The 24,973-nt window shown below is 43.4% G+C and carries 18 protein-coding genes and 1 pseudogene; 12 read left to right on the plus strand and 7 right to left on the minus strand.

The window, feature by feature from the left end; all coding sequences use genetic code 11:
• Positions 1–51 precede the first annotated feature (51 nt).
• The 12 genes and pseudogenes from AR383_RS11230 (at position 52) to AR383_RS11285 (ending at position 18,100) form a co-directional block, all read left to right on the plus strand.
• A complete protein-coding gene (locus tag AR383_RS11230; RefSeq protein ID WP_188407473.1) occupies positions 52–1,062 on the plus strand; it encodes an alpha/beta fold hydrolase in 1,011 nt (336 codons plus the stop codon).
• Positions 1,063–1,095: 33 nt separating this feature from the next.
• Positions 1,096–1,890 carry a Cof-type HAD-IIB family hydrolase gene (locus AR383_RS11235; RefSeq protein WP_055733226.1) on the plus strand — a complete coding sequence of 265 codons (795 nt, stop codon included), beginning with the start codon at positions 1,096–1,098 and terminating at the stop codon, positions 1,888–1,890.
• Positions 1,891–1,907: 17 nt separating this feature from the next.
• On the plus strand, positions 1,908–3,437 hold the full coding sequence (locus AR383_RS11240) for a copper resistance protein NlpE N-terminal domain-containing protein (RefSeq protein WP_055733227.1): 1,530 nt from the start codon (positions 1,908–1,910) through the stop codon (positions 3,435–3,437).
• Between the two features lie 70 nt (positions 3,438–3,507).
• On the plus strand, positions 3,508–4,695 hold the full coding sequence (locus AR383_RS11245; protein ID WP_055733228.1) for a BaiN/RdsA family NAD(P)/FAD-dependent oxidoreductase: 1,188 nt from the start codon (positions 3,508–3,510) through the stop codon (positions 4,693–4,695).
• Positions 4,696–4,817: 122 nt separating this feature from the next.
• Positions 4,818–5,642 (plus strand): heteromeric transposase endonuclease subunit TnsA, encoded by an 825-nt coding sequence (locus AR383_RS11250; protein ID WP_055733229.1) that lies wholly within the window; start codon positions 4,818–4,820, stop codon positions 5,640–5,642.
• Entirely contained in the window at positions 5,632–7,791 is a 2,160-nt protein-coding gene (locus AR383_RS11255) for a DDE-type integrase/transposase/recombinase (protein ID WP_055733230.1), read from the plus strand. Before AR383_RS11250 ends, AR383_RS11255 begins: the two co-directional genes overlap by 11 nt.
• Positions 7,781–9,232, plus strand: a complete 1,452-nt coding sequence (locus AR383_RS11260) for an ATP-binding protein (RefSeq protein ID WP_055733231.1) — start codon at positions 7,781–7,783, stop codon at positions 9,230–9,232. Before AR383_RS11255 ends, AR383_RS11260 begins: the two co-directional genes overlap by 11 nt.
• 34 nt (positions 9,233–9,266) lie before the next feature.
• Positions 9,267–10,661, plus strand: a complete 1,395-nt coding sequence (locus AR383_RS11265; RefSeq protein ID WP_055733232.1) for a TnsD family Tn7-like transposition protein — start codon at positions 9,267–9,269, stop codon at positions 10,659–10,661.
• Positions 10,662–11,227: 566 nt separating this feature from the next.
• Entirely contained in the window at positions 11,228–12,406 is a 1,179-nt protein-coding gene (locus tag AR383_RS11270) for a hypothetical protein (RefSeq protein ID WP_055733233.1), read from the plus strand.
• A 143-nt stretch (positions 12,407–12,549) separates the two neighbouring features.
• Positions 12,550–13,386 (plus strand): annotated as a pseudogene (locus tag AR383_RS11275) (transposase family protein); the annotation flags it as partial.
• A gap of 257 nt (positions 13,387–13,643) precedes the next feature.
• Positions 13,644–16,991: an Ig-like domain-containing protein gene (locus AR383_RS11280; RefSeq protein ID WP_055733235.1), complete on the plus strand. Its 3,348-nt coding sequence runs from the start codon at positions 13,644–13,646 to the stop codon at positions 16,989–16,991.
• A gap of 191 nt (positions 16,992–17,182) precedes the next feature.
• Positions 17,183–18,100, plus strand: a complete 918-nt coding sequence (locus AR383_RS11285; protein WP_055733236.1) for a type 2 periplasmic-binding domain-containing protein — start codon at positions 17,183–17,185, stop codon at positions 18,098–18,100.
• Between the two features lie 410 nt (positions 18,101–18,510).
• On the opposite strand, the gene AR383_RS11290 is transcribed toward AR383_RS11285, so the two are convergent.
• The 7 genes from AR383_RS11290 to AR383_RS22040 all read right to left on the minus strand — a co-directional run bounded on the left by AR383_RS11290 (position 18,511) and on the right by AR383_RS22040 (position 24,952).
• Complete coding sequence (locus AR383_RS11290; protein WP_055733237.1) at positions 18,511–18,981, minus strand: NanQ anomerase/TabA/YiaL family protein; 471 nt, start codon at positions 18,979–18,981, stop codon at positions 18,511–18,513.
• A 20-nt stretch (positions 18,982–19,001) separates the two neighbouring features.
• A complete protein-coding gene (locus AR383_RS11295) occupies positions 19,002–20,486 on the minus strand; it encodes a methyl-accepting chemotaxis protein (RefSeq protein ID WP_055733238.1) in 1,485 nt (494 codons plus the stop codon).
• Between the two features lie 11 nt (positions 20,487–20,497).
• On the minus strand, positions 20,498–20,902 hold the full coding sequence (locus tag AR383_RS11300) for a type 2 periplasmic-binding domain-containing protein (protein WP_157051711.1): 405 nt from the start codon (positions 20,900–20,902) through the stop codon (positions 20,498–20,500).
• Positions 20,903–20,987: 85 nt separating this feature from the next.
• Complete coding sequence (locus AR383_RS11305) at positions 20,988–21,353, minus strand: hypothetical protein (protein ID WP_157051712.1); 366 nt, start codon at positions 21,351–21,353, stop codon at positions 20,988–20,990.
• Between the two features lie 26 nt (positions 21,354–21,379).
• Positions 21,380–21,781 (minus strand): hypothetical protein, encoded by a 402-nt coding sequence (locus tag AR383_RS11310; protein ID WP_055733241.1) that lies wholly within the window; start codon positions 21,779–21,781, stop codon positions 21,380–21,382.
• Positions 21,782–21,839: 58 nt separating this feature from the next.
• On the minus strand, positions 21,840–23,069 hold the full coding sequence (locus tag AR383_RS22035) for a hypothetical protein (RefSeq protein WP_157051713.1): 1,230 nt from the start codon (positions 23,067–23,069) through the stop codon (positions 21,840–21,842).
• Complete coding sequence (locus AR383_RS22040; RefSeq protein WP_157051714.1) at positions 22,988–24,952, minus strand: hypothetical protein; 1,965 nt, start codon at positions 24,950–24,952, stop codon at positions 22,988–22,990. Before AR383_RS22040 ends, AR383_RS22035 begins: the two co-directional genes overlap by 82 nt.
• Positions 24,953–24,973 lie beyond the last annotated feature (21 nt).

Here is a 24,973-nt window from a genome sequence, read left to right on the forward strand (position 1 = left end):
CAGCTAAACGCAACCACGCTAACAGTATGTAAGCAACGAGAGGTGGAGCTTTTGCACCATGCGTCCTATTCATTCACTAGTGAGCAGCTCTTAGCCCAAAGCTATAGTCAAAGTATCGAGCCTTACTGGCAGCAATACGCAGAGCCTGGCAGCTTTAAAGGTGTAAACCAGCTTAATATTCACTACTTAAAACTCCCTGCCGCTACGCCCACTAATAAACTAATTGTATTGTCTCCGGGCCGCACTGAAGGCTATTTAAAATATGCAGAACTGGCCTACGACCTCGCTCAGCAACACTACGATGTACTCATTATTGACCATCGCGGCCAAGGCCTATCAGACCGAGAAACAGCTCGCCAGCAACCCGGCGATGTGGCCAACTTTCAATATTATGTAGACGACTTAGCCGAGCTCATTAATCGCCACTTAGCCGCACATAACTATCAAGATAAATATCTACTAGCACATTCCATGGGCGGCGCTATCGTCGCGCGTTACTTAGAGCAACAGCCTGCCGATTTTAACGCGGTGGCTTTATCGGCCCCCATGTTTGGGATTAATCTGGGCGCCGTACCTAAGCCCATTGCCGCAGGCTTAAGCCGCACCATCCACCAACTAGAGCAACGCTTTAAACGAGGCCCTTACTACGCCCCAGGCCAAAAAGACTATCGGCCTAGTAGCTTTGCTGCTAACCACCTCACCCACAGCCAAGCCCGTTACCAACAGATGCTGGCGGTGTACCAGCGCCACCCGCAAATCCAGCTGGGGGGGCCAACTAATCGCTGGTTAACAGAAAGCTTTAATGCCATGCAACAATGCATCAACAACGCTCACAAGATCACGCGTCCACTACTATTATTACAAGCAGAGCAAGATCAAATTGTAACGGCAGAAGGGCAGCGTGGCTTTTTTCAAGCGCTAAATTCTTCGTCGGCAGCTGCGAGCCAGTTTTCCATTATTACTGGTGCTAAGCACGAGATCATGTTTGAGCGAGATGCCATTCGCAATCTCGCCTTAAGCAAAGTTCTCGACTTCTTCGCGCAGCATACTAACGAAGGTTAAATCCGCAGTAACAGGATTAACCAAGGAGTAACTATGTATCAACTCATCGCTAGCGACCTCGATGGCACTCTACTCAACCCCGACCATCAAGTGTCTGAACATACTCTGCAAACCATTACCCGTTTGTATCAACAGAACGTTAAGTTTTTGATTGCCACTGGCCGACACTACATCGACGTTTGTCCGATTGCCGCCCAGTTTGATTTTCCGATGTATTTAATTACCTCTAACGGCGCACGGGTGCACAACCGCGAAGGAGAAGTACTCTATCGCGCCGACTTAAAACCCGAGGAAATCGAAACCATTCTTAAGGTCAGCCGCAAATACAAGCTACACCGCAACATCTACCACGAAGACAACTGGTACGTAGAAGAAGAAAACGAATACGTTCGCTCCTTCAACAAACATTCTGGTTTCGACTATCAACTGGTCGACTTCGATAAGCTAGAACATGAACACATCTGTAAGTTATTTTTTGTAGCAGACCACGAAATACTGCTGGAGCTAGAAAAAGACCTAATAGATATTTTTGGCGACAGCCTCAACATTACCTTTTCACTGCCCGACTGCTTAGAAGTAATGACCGCCAAGGCCAATAAAGGTGAAGCCCTAAAAGCGGTATTAGAACAAAAAGCCATTGCCCCAGAACACTGCATTGCCTTTGGCGATGGCCTAAATGATAAAGAAATGCTTACTTTGGCTGGAAAAGGTGTGATCATGGCCAATGCGCATGACCGCTTAAAGTTGACATTACCTCATTTAGAACAAACACTTAGCAACAAGGAAAATGGTGTAGCTGAATATTTGATTGGCACCTACGATTTGTAGCAAATAGAGGAAGGGAAATGAGGCTTTTACAATTACTTGGCACGGCGGTTATTGGCTGTATTACCTTAGCGGCGTGCTCGTCTAGCCCAGAGCCCACTCCTGCCCCGAAAAAAGTAGAGCCGGTAAAAGTAGCGGTCAAGCTCAACCCGGCCACTCCATTAAAAGGACAGCTTAGCCTTAAGCAGCAAACTGCCATCTTCACCCCCTGTGGCGGAGATACCCAATACTGGGTGGAGTTATCAGCCAGTGACCGCCAGCTGCTACAAGGCTTCGCTAAACCTGGCCAAGGCTATGCCGAGTTTAGCGCTCGCTTTGACAACGTCAGCAAACAAGCACCACAAGCCGACTACCCTGCCAAAGTTATTCCATTAGAATGGCAGTATGTAGCCGCCGAAGGACCAGGTTGCCAGAAAGAGATTGACGAACTCAGCGCTTGGGGTAACGAGCCAGACTGGCACATTGATATTCAGGCCAACCAAATTAAATTTTCTACGCCCTCCAGCTCGGTCAGCAAAACCATTAGCCGTAGCGGCATCGACCAAGGCCTGCATTATTGGCAATCGGGAGATGAGTTACTACTAGAAGTACAACAACAACGCTGTTTAGGTAGCATGGTCAATAGCGTGTACTCTTACACCGCTAAGCTCAACTACAAGGGCAAAAGCTATCAAGGCTGTGCGCGCCGCCCCTTTACACAAGATATCGCAGCGCTGGCTGGCTATTATCAAGTGAAGCTACCCACCGCGTCAGGCTCGGGACGCGTGGTGGATCTTAGCCTCAACAGCGATTTCAGCGCCGAACTACGCAGCTCTTACCTTGAACAAGACAAAACCTTCACCGAAAAAGGCTATTGGTTTCCTGTCAATGACAAACAACTGATGTTCACCATTAGCCAAAGCCGTCAGCAGCAAATTAAAAGCAGCATGGTATTTAACTGGGACGGTCGGCTATTGAAACTACAAAACCCAGAGCAACACCAGCAAGGCAGCGTTGGCCTGAACATGATGAAAATGAGTGGGCCAGCTGTGGCTGTTACCAGCCCCGCCAACAGCTATACTGAACGTAGCTTCGAGCCCGCCAGCCTTATCGCCAGCAGCGACTACGACCCACAAGTAGAAGCCGCCCTTAAACACTACTTCAAGTTGCATCGCACCGAATTAAACGGCACCAAATACCAATGGTGGAAATTTGATTTAAATGGCGACGGCCAAGACGAAATCATCACCTATGTAGACTGGTGCGGCAGCGGTGGTTGTAGCCTACTAATTTTTGAAGGGCACAACAATGGCTGGCGTTTCCTAAGTAAGACCACCTTGGTACGCAGCCCCTTCTTCTTAGCCAGTTCCAGCCATGCACGCTGGCAAGATCTACTGCTGGAAGTGTCCGGCGGCGGCGCTAAAGCCAGCCTGCGCTTACTGCGCTTCGACGGTTTAAGTTACCCACTTAACCCCAGCCTGCAGCCAGAAGCACCACAACCCGCGCCACTTAGCGGCGTTACCTTCCACGCCGAAGCCTTTGGCCAAGGTGCGGGTCGCGCCCTAAAATAAGCCCCTGTTACAGCGCTGGCTCCTAAGCCATGCGCAGAGTACAATGCCCCTGATTTTTCAGGGGTAAGTTATGACACAGCAATTCGACGTAATTATTATTGGTGCAGGCGCCGCGGGCTTAATGTGTGCCGCCACCGCGGGCTATCGTGGCCGCTCGGTATTAGTGCTAGATAATGCCAAAAAAGCCGGTCGAAAAATCCTGATCAGCGGCGGCGGACGTTGTAACTTCACTAATACCCAAGTTGGCCCCGAAAACTACCTATGTAGTAACCCCCACTTTGTTAAATCGGCCTTAGCTCGCTACCCCTCTAGCGACTTTATCGAGCTGGTAGAGCGCCACGGCATTAGTTACCACCAACGCGACCACGGCCAACTGTTTTGCGACGACAGCGCCAAAGACATCGTAGACATGCTACTCACCGAATGCGACTGGGCAGGCGTGAGCATTCAACTGCGTAGCGAGATCCACACCATCAGCCAAAACGGCGAGCAAGGCTTTATTGTGCAAGCGGGCGGCCATAGCTATCAGGCTGAATCCTTAGTGATTGCCACCGGCGGGCTGTCGATGCCCAAACTAGGCGCTACGCCTTTTGGCTATCAAGTCGCCGAACAATTTGGCTTAAAGGTATTGCCCACCCGCGCCGGCTTAGTGCCCTTTACTTGGCATAGCGAGCAAAAACAACGTTTTGAAGCGCTCTCTGGCATCGCTGTACCCAGCTGTATTACCGCCGCCAACGGCAAACAATTTAGCGAAGCCTTATTATTTACCCACCGCGGCTTATCGGGCCCGGCAATTTTGCAGATTTCCAATTACTGGCTGCCCGGCGAGGCGATCAGCATCGACCTGCTGCCCAAGCAAGACGCCCTCGCCTTACTGGAACAAGTACTGCAACAGCACCCCAAACAAAGCCTGAAAAACACCTTAGGGCAATGGTTGCCCAAGCGCTTAGTAGAAGCGCTGTTTGAAGAAAACCAACTCAGCAAAGCACTTAACCAACTCGGCCATGGCGAGCGCGAACAAATCGCTGCCAAGCTAAAAGGCTGGCAGCTAGTAATGAATGGCACCGAAGGCTACCGCACCGCCGAAGTCACCCTAGGCGGCGTAGATACCAACGAACTCAGCTCTAAAACCATGCAAAGCAACAAGGTGAAAGGCCTCTACTTTATTGGCGAGGTGATGGACGTAAGTGGTTGGTTAGGCGGCTTTAATTTTCAATGGGCCTGGGCCAGCGGCGTCGCCTGCGGGCAAGATTGTTAGTTGTTTTGGAACAATAAAGTTTGTACACTGTTGAAAAAGTTTGTACACAAATGCTGTTTGGAACAATAAAGTTTGTACACTAGGCTATAATATATTTTATCGAATTGGGCAGAGTATATGTTGTGGCTGGACGAAGAAAACTTGAAAAGCTCGCTGATTTCAAGCGGGCTTTAAAACAAAAATATGGCTTAGGTGAAGGAGCCAATTACACTCCTTGGATAAGAGTTCAGGATATTAAGTCTCATGGGCACAGCGGTAAGATTGACGGAATAAAATCGGGACGAACTCACCATACCTTATCTGAGCAAGAGACATGCTTTTTCTATTTAGCTGAATTTTCCAATTCAGTTACCGATATTCGGGAGCAGTTTCCATTGCTACCGCTTACGCTCTCATTAAAAATTTCCCAATTACTTGATATTGAACATCCCAAACATCCCATCACCAAAGATCCGATTATTATGACTACGGACTTCCTTTTAACCTGTAGTGATGGAAAGCGGATTTGGTATGAAGCTGTATCTGTGAAGCCTAGTGAAAAGCTTTCAGATAAGAGGACGGCAGAAAAACTCGATATTGAAAGAGTTTGGTGGGAGTTATTAGGTGTTCCCTTTCACGTATTTTGCCTGTCAGAACTTAATCAAATTAAGTCAAAGAATATTCAATGGATTACTGATCCTCAACGTAAGAAGTACTCATCACCTTCGAACAAAGTTAGAGAAGAAGCCAAGCACTTGTTGACGGTGGGAACAATGCAATTAAGTGATGTCTGCGACACTTTTTCTCATCAAATCGGTATATCGAATGATGACGCATTGATTTTGTTAAAGTATTTAATAGCTGATAAAGAAGTGATTGTAGATTTGGCGCGACCCATAGTTCTATCTGGGATGATAGAAATTGTTCAAGTTAAGATGGATGGGAAACCACAGCAATATGCAAGTTGAATTAAATAGCATTTGGCGGGTTTATAACTTGGATGGTCTAGGGGATGGCCTTTACAGAGTTTTGCAACTGTATATAAGGGAACATATCGTTATTCTGTTTCCGTTGTTCGAATCAAAGACTTTGCAACGACCACTTAAGCTTAATATTGACCTTCTTAATGAAGCAATCAAAGTCGGCAACGCCCAATTAAGTTCATATGAACTGCCTTATTATCAACTGCAATCAGAAGACAATATTTCAGAGAGCTATCTTGTAAAAAGAGATGAGAAATACCGACTTATTATCGAGTTAGTATCTGACCCGAATTTTTTGCTAAATTTGGTTGAGCGGCCTCGTAGTAAAACTATTCCGATCCACGCGAAAGCCCACAACACATATGTGCAGAATATCTATCGAGCTCTAAATCTTTATTGGAAATATGGTCAAGAACGAAATGCTCTCTTACCAAGCTATATGAACTCTGGGGGCAGAGGTAAATCAAGAGTAGCTGGTGTAACAAAGCGTGGCTCTCCGATACAACTCTCTAGTCCAAGTATTGAAGTGCCTGAAGGTGTTAATACCACTGAACGCGATAAGGTTTTGTTTCTTAAGGCGATGAAGGAATTTGGACTCAAAGGTGAAGAAGTTAAGTTCAGTCGTGTATATGACAAAATGCTCAAAGAATATTATACAGAGGAGCTAATTGCTGCTGAATCTGAGTCACGAGAAGCTTTAGTACCTAATTACCGAGCGTTTGTTTATTGGGCCAAAAAACTAGTTCCACCACAAATTCGAATACATAAACAAACAAATCAGGGTGACTTTGACCGCAATAGGCGAGGTTTAAAAGGTTCTGCGACTGATCATACAGAAGTTCCTGGCAGTTGCTTTGAACTAGATGCAACAGTTCTGGATGTACATATCGTATCTGACTTTCAGCGAAATCATGTGTTGGGCAGACCAACCGTTTATTGTGTGGTTGATAAAGAAAGTCGAATGATTGTCGGGCTGCATGTCTCAATGGAATACGCTTCTTGGAGGGCTGGCCGGCAGGCTTTAATCAACAGCTTTACCTCTAAGAAAGACTATTGCGCAGAATTTGGCATCGAAATTGATGAAGCTGATTGGCCTTGTAACCATATACCTCAACGATTGCTTTGTGATCGAGGAGAGTTTATTTGTCAAGATGCCGAAAACCTCGCTGTGCCCTTGATCGGTCACCTGAGTATTGCTCCACCATACCGAGCGGAATTGAAAGGTATAGTAGAACATCGTTTCAAGATCTTGAACGACAAGTTAGTCCATGAGTTGTTGGGAACGACGAAAGGACGGCATTACATCAGAGGTGATAGAGACCCAAGGTTAGATGCCACTTTAACTCTCAGGGAAATAACCACGCTCCTCATTGATGAGGTTTTGGAGCATAACAGTTCCATTTTTGAAGATTTAGCTAAGCAAAGTACATTACTTATTGAGTCAGGTCTTTCTCCAACACCTCTGAATTATTGGAATCTACATGTCAAAGCGCAACGTCATGCTTTAAGTCGAGCGGACGAGGCTCATATTCGTTCTCGCCTATTACCGACCGTAAAAGTGACCATGACAGGTAAAGGGATTAGGCTGAACGATCAAATGTATTATGAATCAGATCATGCTGATTTTGAAACGTGGAAAGTAATCGCGAGAAATAATGGTTCATGGAAACTAGATGCTTTAGTTGATCATGATAATTCAAGTTTCATATTTGTTCGGCTTGAGGAAGAAAGTGGCTTTACCCGATGTTACCTAAAGAAGGAGTCAGCTAATTTTGCTCATAGGCATCAAGCAGATATCCTGTACTTTGGAGACTGGATTAAGTTAGAAAACAACAAAGATAAGCCAACAAAGAAATCGATAGAGCGTCATCAGAGAAGAAATCAGGTTATCGAAACTGCAAAAGAAGAAGCGGCATTGGCCCCGTCGCTAAGTTCAAAATCTGAGAGAACAAAGGGCATGAAAGCAAGGCGAAGGGAAGCAACTCTTGCTCAGAGAGTTGAGGATGTAGAAGACCAACTTCGTCAAGCTAAGCCTGATATTGAATCAGATTTACCCAGTGAACATCTTGGTGATAAGAAGAAAAAAATAATTTCAATACTCAAGCGAAAAAGGGTCAACGATAATGAGAGCTGAAAATGCTATTTACCATGAAGCGATATTACCTGAGCATCGTGGAAATCCTTTGATTGAAGCTTTGCCACCTAAGCTTGAGGATGATGAGTTAGTTGTTAAGCTGAGTAATTATCCTGAGAGGCTCGTTGAGGAAACAACCTTAGAGGCTATTGAAAGATTAGATTATCTCACTCGATTAAAAACGTTGAGGCAGCCGCTTCCACTTTATTTTGATGTATTCAGGTCCATCGAAATGGCAATCAAAGAGGGATATTCAGCAAAAAATCCTTTATCCCCTACAACAATGAACTACCTACACTATTCTTCGGACAATCGACCTGATGTTGAACCCAGAACAGGTTTTTTCAAACCCAAAGGCAGTGGAATAACAATCATTGGTGAAAGCGGAGTTGGTAAGACATGTATGCTTGAACAGGTGCTTAACTGCTTTCCTGATGTTATAGAACACACATATTACCAAAATCAAATGTTAGCAATACCGCAAGTTGTATGGATAAAAGTCGATTGTCCAGATGACTCAAGTGTTAAGGGGCTTTGTCATCGTATATTAGAGCAAATAGATCAAAAACTAGGGCTCTCACCGACAAAACCTGCGGGAACAGTAGCTCTTTTACTTCAACAAATTGAATCGAAAATGAAGTCAAATTTCCTCGGAATTTTAGTTATTGATGAAATGCAAAACCTAAACCTTGCTAAAGCAGGTGGTGCCGATCGACTTTTAGGCTTTTTGCATAACTTAGTTAACAATTTAGGTATTCCGATACTTTTCTGTGCAAATCCCCCGTTCGACGAACTCTTAAGTAAGAGCTTTAAATCAGCGCGACGAGCGGAAAGTAGTGGCTACTTCGATGTAAAACTAATGAAGAATGATGATGAGTGGGAATTGTTTGTGGATGAACTTTGGTGTTTACAGTGGACGAATATTGAAACGCCGCTGACCCCGAGTTTGAACAATACACTTTACTCGTTATCTGCTGGCAATATGGATTTAGCTGTTCGAATTTATTATTCAGCTCAAAAGGCAATTATTGGTTCTTCAAACGAGAAGATTACAGAGGAGGTTCTTGAGCTTGGAGCTAGTATTGCTATACGGGCAACGAAAAAGCTAACAGAAGAAATGAGAAAGAAACACGCGATTTCTATTTTAAAACGAAATCGAAAAGATGGTAGTACTGGAGCTAACAGCCATCTGCATGAAGATGTTTCATCGAAAGAAGTCATCAATACCAAATCTAAAACTGTAACGATACCAGGAGACTTGACTCGTCCACACCATCACGAGTTTAGTGAAGAACTAACCGAACTAGTTTTTGCAGAAGATTTGAGAGAACGGATATTGGATACTAATCTGATCCAGAGGGCTTCTCAGGATAGTGAGCCACTTGAAAACCTCAGGGCTTTGGGCGTTTTGTGTGACGACCCATTGGAGATATTTAGTTAGAATTTAGCTTTATGGCGAATCCTTCGGAGGTGATATGCGTTTACCTGATGCATTACCCGATGAACTACTATTTAGTCGAATGATTAGATATTGCAGTGTAGGCGCGGTTCCCATACCTGAATTTCTCAAAAGCGTATACGGAGACCATAGAGCAAGTATTAACCCGATACTTACTGCTGGCTTGAATTCCCTTTCAAGCCGTTACTGTGAGAGAAAGAATGACCTGCTAATGGAGCAAACTCTTGCTCCGTTGTTTATGCATTATTACCCGCAATACAAAGCCAAATTATTAGAAGCTATATCTTCAACGGACAATTACACAGCGATTAGGTTAAGCCAGCTTTCGTGCGTGAAAGAACATGCACAACTTACCCTCAAAATGTGCCCAGTGTGTGTACAGAAAGATATCAGGCAATTTGGTGTGGCTTATTGGCACCGAGTTCATCAAATACCTGCTATCGAATCTTGTTGTGATCATCAGCAGCAACTATTGCATGTTCGCCTTCCCAAACGATTAAAGTTAGCCGTTGGGTATCCTTCTTCTTTTGAAACCGAGCAACAAGAAAGTAGCGATGAAAGCTTTCATTTAGCGCAATTTTCTCGGCAAGTACTTCGGCAACAATCAAAGAATATTTCTAAATTTAGGACAGGTAGTTACTCTGATAAATTATCAAATTTTGGTTACGTGACCAAGAGCGGTCGAATACGCAGGCTAAAGTTACTCTCTGACTTTTATGCGTTTACAAGTCAATTGTATTATCTATCTTCAAACGTTCTACCATCATCCGAATTAGATTTTAAGTACATTACCAATTTGCTCTATAACAAGTATTCACAGCATATTTTTAAGTACTTAATTTTTGAATACTGGCTATCAAAACAGCGAAGGACTAGAAAAACACCAGAAATATTCAGTGAACATAGTGCCGATAGTCCTCTTAATGTAGAGCAAGAATGTTTGGTACTCCTAAAGCAAGGGCTATCAATATCATCGATAAGCAAGCAGACAGGAAAGAGTCGCACTTATGTAAAATCCGTGGCGTATGCTTTTGGTATGGAGGATTTGTTTAACCCGACGAAGCTAAAATCATCACTAAGAAAGCGCGTTATTACACTTGCATGGAAAGGTTTCCATCGCGCAGAGATCGCCCAACGTTTATCTATATCAACAGGAAGTGTAGAAATGCTGATATCTTCAGTTGATGGACTAGTTGAGTGGAGAAAGCGATGTAAACATGAATCAAAACGACGACGCTACAAATGCGAAATACTCAGATACCGACAAAAGTATCCAACAAGAATTAGAAAAAATATAAAACACGACTGTAGCGCCGCGTTTTACTGGTTATATTTGCATGAAGCGGAGTGGCTTGAATCCGTATTACCTACGCCATCCCATCCTCATCAGAATCCTAGGATTCAAAAATAAACTAATTCTCAATGTGACACTATAAGTTGTGCCTAATTCACGCTACAGCCTATGGTAAAAGTCATTTTTCAGTACTGAGAGCACAATATTGGCATCTTCGATAGAAAGTGAACATTTCCATCTCACCAAATTTTCTCCCCAAATAGTTAATATTGGAGAACATCTTCCCTATTTCCGCTCAGCCTCACTCAGAAAATGGCTAAAACTATTGGCCTCAAATACACACCCGAAACCGAAGATGACTCTAATGATTTAAGGTTGCTTGAAAAAATATATATCGAGCAAATTTTCTGAGAACTACTAGGTGTTAAGTTATTTTACTAGCATTGAACTACCCCAAATCCAAAGGGCGAGATCGCGAACACTCATTTTCTCCCCCTACTCTTCCATAACAGATCTGAAAACATTTTTTGCCAAATAGGTACCAATACCTTTAATATTCATGATGGATGCTTATTTGTTAAAGAAGGCTTTGCACCTTTAATTTGGCATATTTGTCGCCGTAAGAAGGGCGTTTGCCATAGCCCACCTTACCCCATGATAATAAATGAAAAAAAGAGACCTTTATGAACTGGTTAACGGCGCCAAATGATGAATCTCTACAAAGTTATATTTTCAGAAAACTATTAGTACATGGAGAAACCGATTTCTCTTCTGTATTAACAAAAAATGGAATGTGGAAATTAAATATAGAAACAAACATAAATCAACAACATATTTTTAAAAGAACGCCTGAAAAACATCTAATTCACTTAGTGAAATCAAATTACAAAGACCACATCAACTGTAGCTTTCATCATAACGCTTTTTACTACCTAGAGTTATACAAACAAGCCTTTATTCAAAACGAAACCACATCATATATCAACAGATTTAAATTTACTTATTTACGGAAAAATCACCTACCAATTTATTTTTGTGAGACCTGTATAAAAAACAGCATTTCACATTATGGTTATGGTTATTTTAAAAATTCTTGGTTTAATGCAAAATCATGTAAAATTCACAACGTTCCACTTAGCTATTTAAGTGAAACATCTGAAAACAAAAGCGCAGAACTAATAAGGGAAATATTATCAGGAATAAAACCTAAAACAAGCCATGAAAACACAACCAACGAAATAAAAACCATTCAAAGTAAACCAATTCAATATTTTAATTACCCATTATCCCCTTGCTTACTGCAACTAATTATAAACAAGATAAGAAGGATCCCTTCAAAATATCACAAAAACAGCACTTATCTCAACGAAGAAACCAACTCAATGGCAAATTACATAGACAGAAAAATAAATGATTCATCAGGGGTTTACAAAAAAATAAACGGCTACACGCTAGAACTAACAATAAACAAACTAGTTAATAACAATCACTTTGATATATATAAATTCTTGTTGCAAGAATGTATCGAAACCGATACTTACAACGGAATAAATAATATAAATTCATGTAAACAACGTATACTCACTCCTAAGAAAAAAGATTGTTTAAATTGTAGATTTTCTAAACAAATTTGTGGATTATCACTTAATATTGAATTGTTTACCGTTCATCCAGATACAAAAGTAACAATTAGAAAAAATTATTGTGACACAATAAAAAAAATCAGAAGTGCATGGTCATTCTACGGAAGAGAGCCTTTAATATCGAATTTAACGTCCATTCCAGATGATATTTTAGAAAATGAATCATGGTCTGTAACAAAAAAAATATTTGAATATGATATATTAGACGTATTAATCTAAGTTGATATACTGAATCAACCATACATTACACTTAATGTGAATTAGTTCGACCAGATCTGACACAGTTTCCTGAACAGTTGAGAGTTACCCGTTTTGATAAAGGTGCTGGATCTTTAATCAAAACAAACAAAGAGGTAACTCTCATGCTTCATACTAACAACCCAATCATCAAACACAAAGCTGGTTTACTCAATCTGGTCGAAGATGGCGGCATCGATGCGCTAATTGATAAGTCTCGTAGAGCGCCCAACTTAAAGAATCGCGTAGATGAAGACACTGAAAAAGCAGTCATACATTACGCGGTTGAATACCCCGCCCACGGTCAGGTCAGAACCAGTAACGAGTTGCGTAAACAAGGCGTATTCGTTTCCGGCAGTGGGGTTCGTTCAATTTGGCTACGTCACGATTTGGAAAACTTCAAAAAGCGGCTGAAAGCGTTGGAAGCAAAGGTCGCCCAAGAAGGCATTATCCTCTCAGATGCACAGGTTGCGGCACTAGAAAAGAAAAACAACGATGATGAGACCAGTGGTGAAATTGAAACGGCTCACCCGGGTTGTCTTGGTTCGCAAGACACATTTTATGTTGGCAACCTCAAGGGCGTAGGCCGCATTTATCAACAGATCTTCATTGATACCTACAGCAAGATAGCATTCGCTAAGCTCTACACGACTAAAACGCCGATTACCGCGGCAGATATGCTCAACGATAAGGTTCTCCCTTACTTCGAACAACATGAGCTACCAATGCTGCGTATTCTTACTGATCGAGGCACAAAATACTGCGGTACAGTCGAACACCATGATTACCAGTTATATCTAGCGATCAACGATATCGACCATACGAAAACAAAGGCAATGTCACCACAGACAAACGGTATCTGTGAACGCTTCCATAAAACCATTTTACAAGAGCTCTATCAGGTCATGTTCCGCAAAAAACTGTATAGCTCGCTGGAGGAACTACAGAAGGACCTAGACGATTCAGAAAGCCTTTCCCCCCTCCGACCATTTGGTTAACCAATAAGCCTTTTGAGGCTTCAGCGCGACGCTCAGCCAAATACCTAGACAAAGCCATTACACTGCTATTCATTAGTGACGGTAGTCATTTCCAGTGTGAAACCGTTAACAATTCAAACAAGTTATCTACCAATGATCACATTTTGGAGATCCAATTGGTGCGCTTTTGGTTAACCAAACTTAGTATTGGCTGGACTTATCATAAAAAAGGAATTACAAAGATGGAGTTTAAGTTAAAGAAAAGCTTCGTTTGCCTCGCATTAACAATCGCGTTGGCAGCATGTAACGACACTGAACGTTACTCATCAGTCGATCCCGACTCTCCGGTAATTACCGATCCATCAGAGCCTGAACCTTCCATACCAAATATTAGTGATATATCTCCAGACAACCCCCTTATGGTTGCCCAAGGTGAATTCGCTGATGTTTTAGCCAGTTCGGCATCAGGTTTGCAGCGCGTCAGCTTTAGCGTTGAAACAACTGAACCCTATGATTCTGTGACCGTCTACTTGGTAGAAGATGACACAGCTAGAGCAGCTGGTGAGCAAGACGGGCTGCAAATTTTGATCGACAATTTAGACTTACCCGGCAGCGGTGAGCACGCTCTGGAGACCATAGTCAATCTTGAAGGTGCAGCTACACTTCGAATCATTGGCAAAAATGGGGCTTTGCAGATCAATCAACTAACCTTCACAGACCTTGACACCATTGAGTTTCCACAGTTTTCCGACATATCACAAGATATTGGTATGCCAGAAGAAGTTACTCTTAAGTATGGCGGCCCATCTATCGGTGATGTGGATGGAGATGGAGACTATGACTTTTTACTTAACAACCACAACTATGTCTCCCCACAAATGATTACTAATGAGGGTGGAGTAGCCGTCAGTGAACTCAAGCTTTACGATGGAGCGCGTGATTACCACGGTACCGCATTAGGCGATTATGACAATGACGGAGACTTGGATATCCTAGTAGGGATGGGCGGAGCTAACGGTACTAACCCTAGTTCTTACGAACTCCTTCGCAATGACAATGGTACTTACGTGCTACTAAGCTCAGCAGAATCTGGAATTGATCAGCCCTCACGCGGTAGAGCTCCTCGTTTTGTTGATTTCAACCAAGATGGCTTACTGGATATTGTTTTGATCAATGCCCTAACAAGTCTCCCCAACTATGAGCTACCACAACAACATTTCTATCGAAACATGGGGCCTGAGCATAATTACAAGTTTGAACGGGTACCTATGCCAGCTCTTGAGGAAACGCCTTCTGAGCGGGTTCTAGTGTTTGACTACAATAATGACAATATTGATGACTTGTTGCTACTCTCTCCCCCTAGTCTTTGGGAAGGTACAGGCTCCGGTTTCATTGATCGCTCCGAGCTGCTTCCTGATGAAATAAAAGGACTATGGGATATCCAAGCAGCAACAAACTTAGACGTGAACAATGACGGAGTCCAAGACTTATATCTTGCGCGCGGTTTACCAGAATACCAAATAGCTCGAAAATCAGCAGACTTTGATGCTCAAGCTAAAAAGTTGGACATTCGTGATGATGGCGAAACCGGTTCAACGGCTATTGAATTTGAGTCAGATGGCGACATTAGTTTGTCACACCTGAACTTAACTTACCGCCAGTATAATGATGGCTACCCACTGTACCTTGGTGGAAGTGAAACTAAAGTTTGGATGTCCGCCACAGGCTTTCAGTCGAACCAAATTCACCCTGACATGCGAGATGCTCCAGCTGAATTAAGTATAAGCAAAGAGACTGCTTCAGGCTTTCCTGCTAACCGCGATAAGAACGGCATTTACATCGGCTATGTTGATGGCAAGTGGCAAATGGAATGGGTTCGCACACAAAACGTTTATTGGGACGTCACGTTTACTGTAGATAACGTAGAGAATTTAACTTACAAGGGTTGGGAGCCTCAAAACCGCAACCGTCAAGATATTCTATTAGTGGCCGAAGAAGGAAACGTGTTTGTTAATCGCTCTGAAGAGTGGCACATACCTAAGGGTGGCAATCACTGGGGCGTCACCAATGGTGACTTCAATAATGATGGTCATGAAGATTTGTTCGTCTATCGTTTTGGCCACTTGAAGCAACGAATTGCGGACCTTCTGCTACTTAATGACGGTTCGCGCTTCTATGCAACCAGCCAACATGGTGCTAGCGATCCAACAGACACCGGTCATGGAGACATGGGACAAGCCTTTGATTTTGACGGTGATGGCAACATTGACATGCTCAACGGAAGTACCGAAGAAGGTAAATGGTATATCTATAAAAATATCACTCCTAACACAGGAAAATCACTACAAGTCGAAGTTGGCTACAGTCCTGAACAAAACATCGATCCCTTGGGTGCTTTAGTGATAATTGAGACCAATAATGGAACCATTTTGACTAAGCGTGTAGGTTCCGCTGGCGAAGTTTTCTCACAAAGCCTAATGAACATCGTTCATCAAGGTTTAGGAGAAGAGCAAGGTGTAGCTAGTGTGCAGGTAAAATGGCGCAATGGCGAAACAGTGAGCCTAAAAACTCCTGCTGCCGGAAAATATTCGACTAACTCCGCAGACTTTTCTAGTCCTGAACCAAGTGCTGTTAGCCTAGGACTTGATATGAAAACACTAGCTTCTGGAGAAACCTATCAGTTGTCCCCAGTGTTTAACCCACTAAATGCCATAGCATCAGTGACATATAGTTCTTCCGATGACAGCATAGTTAGCGTATCAGAGAGTGGCTTAATAACTGGTATTCAAGATGGTGGGCAAGCGGTCGTTACTGTAACATCAGAGCTAAATACAAACGTCAGCGATAGCATTACTATCAGTGTTAGCGATACACCAAACTATGTAACCGCTCTAGCAATAACCCAACCTGAGAGCACAACTCTTTATTTCGGAGCCGAGTATGCCATCGCTTTAGAAGCAGAGCTCACCGCTCAAGACTCAAGCGCTTCACTCTCCGATTCAAGTATACAGTGGAAAAGTTCTAACGAAGCAGTTGCTACGGTAACGGATGGTTTAGTAACAGGTATTTCCGCGGGAGAAGTAACGATTACTGCAACCGCTATAGGTAGTGAGCAACCTGGCACAGTAAGTGATTCCATCAATTTAATTATTGAAGAGTTTAAATCTCACTCTGCCAAATTAGACAATGATTGGAAATACAAGACTCGAGCTAACCCTATTGACCAAACAATGGATGTTACCCTGTCTTATCATGCAGGTTCCGGTAATACTGTAGAGGGTGGAGTACGCATTTACCTTCGCAAACTGCAAAGCCCAAGCTGGGGGCTACTGTACGATTTCACTGGTAAAGAAACCGACACGCAGTACGACATCATCCCAGGCACAGATGGAACGGAATCAGGCACTGTGACCTACTCGCTAGATTTACCTAGCTACGTTGCTGATGGCTTAGTAACAACATCTGACTTAGCAAGTGACGAATTCTATTACTTGTTTGTAGAATTCTTTAACTCTGCAGGAGTCAAAGTAGATGTAGGAACCCAACCTATCTGTATCACAGCAGCGGGCGATACAGCTACATGTAACTAATAGAAACCGTATCTAACCCCAACTAAAGCCCTTATTTTAAGGGCTTTTTTTATTTCATCTGAGTAATCAATTCACTATGCCTTGGCATATTTCCTAAGTTTAAATGCGACAAAGCACTATTTTTGACCGTGGCAAATGGAGAAAAGCTCCTATTAGACATAAGCTTTAGTGAAGAACACAAGGAGTAGATATTGAACAGCTACATTGTCTGTTTCTTATTGCTTATTTTCAATATATCCAAAGCAGAAGAACTCACCTTACCCGTTGCTGGAGACATTGGCACTTACGAGCTCTACTTGGCATTGGTAGAGGAAAAAGGAGGCGACCCATTCAAAATCAACAACTACCATTCAACCTACTCAACTCGAGCCAGCGTTAGTCTGTTGTTACTAGTTCAGGCATTAAAAGCAGGTGGGCTCAAATTCAATATTGAGTTTTTACCAACACCAAGCTCTGCTAGATCTATTCGCTTAGTAAAAAGTGGGAGTGCGGTACTTTATCAGGCAGATATTTGGCATGCCGATTTTGATGACTCTACCTATATGACTCAAGCAGTTGTAAGATCAGGAGTATTCGAAAAAGGCTTTTATGTAAAAAGCGAATCACCTTATCTGAATAAGGAGTTAGACCAAGATCAGCTAAAGAACCTAACCGTAGCAGTGGAAAAAACTTGGCATATGGATATTGCTCAGCTAGAGCAAGCTGGCTTCAAACATGTGTCAAAAGTAAGTAAGTCAGGAACTATGTTAGACATGCTTCAAAGGGGTAGAGTCGATGCAGTTTTCTGGGAATTCTCTGAACGCCGAGACTTGGCTATTTTTCATAAAAAATATCAATTTTTGCCTATTCCCAGATTCAAGCTTAGCTTTCGTCAAGGTAGGCATTTCATGGTTTCCAAACAGCATCCCTTAGGCCAAAAGGTCTACTTAGCGTTAGAGCACGGCATTGCAGCATTATGGTCTTCTGGAATTGTGCGTAAAGCGCTAACTCAAGCAGGCTTGTATAACCCTGAGGTCTCCAACTGGCAAGATCTCAGTGAGGAAACGCCCCCACCACAAACACCGAACTTTCCTCTCTTTAAAGAGCCAGGAAAAATATCAACAAGGTGACTAAAAAATCAAGCATACGACATCCGATTAGCGTATAGACTATTTGATTGCCATAGGTAGATAGTTGCACGACAAGCCCATGACGCTACAGGCTTAGATACATTACCAATTTCTTAAACCAAATTGAGTAAACCGGCTTGGAGTGGATGTTTGGGGGAGTTAGTATAGAGCCAGAGAGTTACCTTTAGTTTGTTTTGATTAAAGATTCAACACCTTTATCAAAACAGGTAACTCTCAACTTTTCAAAAAACCGCGTCAGAGCTGGTCGAAACTGATCTAGGCGAGCCTTGCGCTTTGGAGTTGAATTCGCGCCTTCCAGTAGCTATCACCTTCTCCTTTAGCTCTAAATAAACACTAATGTTTATAGGCAATGACTTGCCTTTGGTAACAAAAATACAGACAAAACTAAGTTAGGCAGCATTCATTAATGTCACTGGTATTTTAACAATCGCTTTACGTACTCGCTGGTCATGCCTAACTGTACATAATGGTCTATGAATTTCTCCAGGAAAAAAGATAGCATACTGCCCTCGGGCCAGCGTCAGCATATTTTCACTATCAATTTCATCAATAAATGAGACATCGTTATTGAATACCAAGTTAGCTAATAGTTCTTTACGCTGCTCAATGTTATAGCCTATCGCTTCTTCACCCTCTAAAAGTATCTGAATATCAATGTATTGTTGATGCACTTCAGCTTTACGAAGGTGTTTAGTTTGAGTATTGTCATCAGCCAATATCACAAATACACCATTATCATCTAGTGGGTACTTACCGTTAGTTTGGTCTTTTGCCAACAACATTGCCTGTTCAACCCAACGCTGAAAGCGCGGATCCATACCTTGAGACTGCTGAAGGTGGCAACTATCTCCATAATACATCGTAATCTCCTATAAAATAGTTAAACCTTGAAGCGACTGATGTTACTCACCAGTTGCGAATTAAATTCTTTTAAAGCAATAACTTGAGCGTTAACATCATTCGAGTTAGTGGCGATAGAATCGGCTAATGTATGCAGAACATTGACATTCTGAGCAATTTCACCAGTTGCTGTATTTTGCTGCTTAGCCGCAACAGCAATACTGCCGTTCATCTCATTAATATTCTCAATATGAACACTAATTTCTCCCAGCGCCCGCGATAATTCACCGGCAGCCTGATTAACTGAAGCACTAGAATTTAAGCAACCATTCATCGAACTCGCAGCACTGGATGCACTGACTTGAAGTTTGTCTACAATCGACTCAATTTCTTGAGTCGATTCCTGAGTCTTACTGGCAAGAGTACGGACCTCATCGGCCACCACAGCGAAACCTCTTCCTTGCTCACCTGCTCTTGCCGCCTCTATAGCCGCATTCAAAGCCAATAAGTTAGTTTGCTCTGCTATGTTACGAATAACCTCAACTACTGAGCCAATCTCAGCGCTAGACTGAATCAATGTATCTATCCGTTGTGAAGTGTCCGTAATATTGTCGGTTAAAGTATCAATCAAGCGACTATTTTCATGTACCAATTCCACGCTATTTTGCGTTCGTTTCGTGACCTCTTGAGTCTTGCCAGAGGTACGCTCAGCGTTGTCCAAAACCGCATCAGCAGAAGCGCTCATTTGCTCTAATGCTGCAGCGGCAGTCTCCATTTGGGCCTGCTGAGATCGTGTATTGTTTAGCGATTCTAAAGAAGCGCTATCCAATGAACTGCTGACAAGGTTTACTTGCTCACTTACGTTACTAATGTTACGCAGTAGGCCCAATAGATTATCCATCAACAAATTGAAGTTCATACATAACTGCCCAATTTCATTCTGCCGTTTAACTTCAATACGCTTGGTAAGATCGGCATCCCCAGTAGCGATGTTTTGTAGTGAGGACGCGACATCATTGATAGGTTGTAGAATCAAACGGCGCACGGCGAAAAAGACCGCCACCCCAACTACTAGCAATGTGAGTAAAATATTACTGACAACGTTGAAGACTTCATCGTTCACTCTGGAAAGATAAGAGCGAGCATCTAGACGGATGATCAACTCGCCGACCTTGTTGTCACCGTGCAACAAAGGCTGAGTTCGCACAATGGCCTGAGGATAACTTTGCTCTGCATTAGTCTTGGCAATAGTCTTACCACGATGATCTACCACCTCTAAGCTATTAATGATGACAGAAGATAGAAAAGCCTGAGTGATTAACTTAGCTTGCTCAAAATCATATACAAATACCGGCTCAATAAGAGAAGCTTGAGCCATCTCAATCAGTGATGCTGCATCATGCTCGAATGCTTGCTGCTGTTTACTTTGATTAACCATATAGCTGTACGCTGCCCCAGTAAGGAGACCAAGTAAGCCAAACAATACCAAAATAGCAATCATGGTTTTACTTAAACTAGATTTCATGTTCATCTCACCTAATACAACTTTTCCAAATCGAACCAAAGCTCTTTACGCTCCAGCGGCGTTTGCTTAGGTAACAAGGGGTTGGCAATATGGATAGCTTTACGCTCCTGAAATTTAGCCACGTCTAAAGTTCGACTAATTAACTTAGAGCCCAGAAACACCTGATCAAAGCTACCGTCGGCTATAGCCTGCTCTAAGCCTTGATTCAAAATGTTATACAACGACTCATTGCCCTTATCTACGTAGAGGTACATAGCCAGTGGATAGATGAGTAACAAATTTGTATCAACAGCTAAATTCAACTCTGGATGAGTTTCAACCACCTCCCAAGCTTCATGCGCAGCTAATGGCAAGTAGTCAAAACGCCCACCATCTACCATGTAGAACAGGCTTTCTGCTTTAACTGGCTTTATCACTGTTATCCCAGCGTTTTCTAGAATCTTGGTATCCCCCAAAAGCGGCCTAAACCCGCCTTAAACTGGGTCAACTTAGAAAGGCTATCTACCCCGAGAATAAGTATTGATTGCTTTTCTCAACGATAAAAACGCGATAGCCCATTAAGCCTTTAAACAAAGGAATACGAATGGGACGCAGCGCGGATTCCATTTCTTCGCTGGCACCAGACCACATCAAATCAATGTGGCCTTGTTTCACTTCTTCAACCAAACGAGCATCTGAGTAGTAGGTATTGGAATGACTTAGACTTAACTCCTGTTGTTGTTTGCTAAAGGCCAACTCAATCAATGAGATAATCAGCTTGTCACGTTCGCTGAGAACCATCGGTGTTGTTACTGCTGATGCGGCTAACGCACTTGTTGCCAGGCAGAGCGACAACAAGAGTGCTGCTAACTTCTTGTGAACTGCCATGTTCTTTCCCGTTGTTTTTATATGAACTAAAAGCTCTGATGGAACATCACATTGTTTTTCAAGTTGATGATCTGTTTTAACACCACATCTTCTGGAGCGTCACGCTTGTATTCTTCAGGATCGCGACAATCCATGATTAAACTAAACACCTTGTAATCATGCTTTTTAGCGAGCGAATAGTAAAAATCTAAATCTTCATTCTTAGAAAATGAATTGGTCACAGCGACCTTTTCTATGCCTTGCTCAAGTAGTGATTTAACTTCATTACGACAGTATTCGTCAGCATGCGGTTTCAGCTTTGCATTCCACTTGTTTTCACCGTAAGAGGCATAATAATCCCAACACGACACTACCTGTTCAGTAATGGTGCGAGCGAACTCAGTTTTACCCGTCCCAAATGGGCCGCGCACAATATAGAGATGTTTCATGTTCTATCCTTGAGTTGAAAATTGTAGCGGCCAATGACCGCTACAAAAACAATTATGGCTAATGGACTCTTCTGCGAATTAACGCTAGACCAAGCAAACCAGCGATGAGGAGAATACCGCTACTACCACCATTGATTACTCTTCCTGTAGGAGGCTCCTCAGGGTTCGTTGGTTCCTCTGGTTCTGTAGGCTCCTCAGGATCAGTTGGCTCTTGTGGCTCACTAGGATCAGCAGCTTCCGGACCACGGTGCAGTACCCCTACGTTGTTACCACTGTACAAGCTAGAAGAACGAGCTCTGCTATCAGAATTTGGCGCTGTTAATTCTGTTTCACATTGATCTTTCAAACTAGCGTCATACATATAACAGTTGAAGATCCTTATCGCATCGGTCATTTCGGCATAAGGAGTATCAGTTACAGTGACAAAACCTACATTGTAGTTCTCACCGTCCCAAGCGCGTCCAACTATAGGGGAATCAATGTACTGGAACCAATGAGCACCAACGAACTGCGGATTATCATTCACTGTTTCTAGGTAATTCACCATCATCTCAGCTCGCTGAGCTTGCGAAGTTGCAGTAATTAAGCCTTCAGCAAAGGAGCCATTGTCTAAGGATCCCATGTGAAACTCACCGATAATCGCAGGCTTATCCAAGTCAGCTAGCTGCCCTAAGGCATCACCATCCCAGTCATCGGCACTTACGCTCTGTTTGTAAATGTTATAACTCAATACATCAACAACAGCGGCTGCAGCATCAACAACGCGATCCGTTCTACCCCAATCGGCAAAGCGAGATCCGAGATAGAGATGACCGGGCAGTTCAGCATTCAAAGCATTTTTCACAACCGTAAAGTATTGGAAGGCATAGAACCATTGCAAAGTGTTTAGGTCAGCAGTCATTTGTGCGTGCTCACCGTCATAGCCCAGCTCCAAGGCTGGACGCATTGCATCAAAACTTGCAAAACTAGTTCCCCAAGCACGATTCAATTGCTCGATGGTGGCATAGTTTAGCCCCCAATCAGCTTGAATGATGTTTAGGAAAGCACTCTTAGCTGGACTTAGCTCAGCATCCGTATTAAATACCGCTATCGTTTGAATGTGCTTTTTCTGGTTGCTGTTAAGCTCTTGCGGCCCCGCAGTTGGACTACCCCAGCTAAGCTCGTTATCAACATAGATCCCCACCAGCTTGCTCATATCTGCGCCACTCAACTCAGCTTTGATCTGGGCAGCCATTGCCGCGGCATTGCTGGCAAAGGCCTCGTCCCATGGGTCCGGCAGCCCCCCCAATAACCATCGCCAATAGTGTTTACTGGCTCACAACCACGACAGTTTCTAGTCCAACCGTTTGCTACAAAAGGCATATCTGTTTCTGCATAAAAAGCTGGGTCAGTCCAGTTACCAAGCGTGGTAAAGCCCCAGTCTTTCATACGATTCAAGGTGTTGCTACGCCATGCTTGTTCAGAACCATAACGTTGCACCAAGTTATGACCGTAGAAACTCACCGCTTGTCCACGAGACACAGGACCACTATGAACCGGCCCATAATTGGCATTTTCATAAGTGGTGGGAACTTCAGTAAACATAGCCTGACGTAGCGCAGAACTATCGCCTTCTGTGGCACTGCCAGTCATGGTGTAAGTATCCGCTAAGCGAATATTCGCTACACCGGTAGAAAAGAAAGCATTACCGTCTGCATCTACCAAGTGCCATTTACCATTAGTATCTTTACAGGCATTGAATGAGGCAGGACTTGCCATTACACAACTTTGGTTTGGTTGTAAGCTTGGGTGGCCAAAACCATTAGCGGCACGAGCAGCGCCTTGTAACCTGCCCAGAACGCCATTCGCAGTTTCTGCAGAACCTAGGTCGGATAAGTCCGTTTGATCAGCAACTTTATACTTATAAGTAACTTGACTGTTTTGTCCTTTGGCGTCCAATAAGCCGGCAAAAGCAGAACTGTGGTTCAAATCCTTAATTACCCGTAAGTTATCAAAAATTAAAGTAGTATCTGCTGCTGGCTGCGCGAGGAAAAAACGCAATTCGGTAATATTCGCGCTGTTTAGCTCAAAGTCTTGCCCCCAAGCATCTCGAGCAGGAGAAGCCGGTAGATCACGCATACCCAAAGCGGCTACGCGACCATTTTGATCCCACTCGTTCATGTCCCAAGGTGGGTTGTCATTTAGGCTCACGTAAATGGTACGGGTTTGCTTACCAGCCAAAATTCGCGCAGCACGATTATTGATGTCTCCACTCACCCCACCATCTGACTGCAATCGAGTAAACAGTTCTATACTTTGGTCAGCAGGGTTGGTCACATCTATGGCAATCGCAAGGTTGTCACCTAGTTCATCGGCATTCCAGGCGGGGTTAGGATTAAACACCAAAGAGCCCCAACCACCAGCAGGGTAAACCACCTCAAGCGCTTTAGCTCCTTGGCTAACCCCTTTATCTACCACGTTTACACTCAAACCTTGATCAGGAACGATGTATTCAGCTAGCTCATCACCATCAAAGCCTTCAAGCAAAGCTAGCGTCTTCACTGGCGCGCTGTGCACTTGATTGGCCGCCTCAGGGACCTCCGGAGGTGTAGGTTCTGAGCTAATCGTACCAACCCGCAGGTTGTCAAAATACAAGTCAGCTGCGCCCGCTTCGCCAAGCAATACTTGCACACCTAGCGCTTTATTCTTGTCAAAGTTTTCACCATGAGTTTGATCCTCATGGCCACCATTCAAGCTCATTGCCAGAGTAGTGCTTTTTCCGGCAGCAACCGTGTAGTACTGAATAGTTGCATGGCTTTCATCACACCAACAACCAGTGGCAATATCTTGGTCAATAACTTTAAAAGCCACGACCGCATCGCTAGTACCAGGGTTAGTCACATCAACATAAATATTATCGTGTGAGCTCCAGTCCCAAGTGCCCCAGTTCCAAATAAGCACAGGCTCCAGCTCTGCTGCGAAGCTCGCTAACATGGCATTACTGCCATCGCTAGCGTGTTGCTGAACATAATCAATGATTGTAGCACTGCCGCCCTGCGGCGTGATTTCCAAATACTCGGGTTCACCACTCGCATAGGGAGGGTTCTCAAATGAGGTGACGAGCTCTGTTGCCGCAAACACAGGGACACTGAGACTCGAGGCAATCGCTAACGATAGTAGATGCCTTTTCATATCTAACTCCATTTCTTAATA

Origin of the sequence: Agarivorans gilvus (assembly GCF_001420915.1) — a bacterium.
Classification (GTDB): Bacteria; Pseudomonadota; Gammaproteobacteria; order Enterobacterales; family Celerinatantimonadaceae; genus Agarivorans; species Agarivorans gilvus.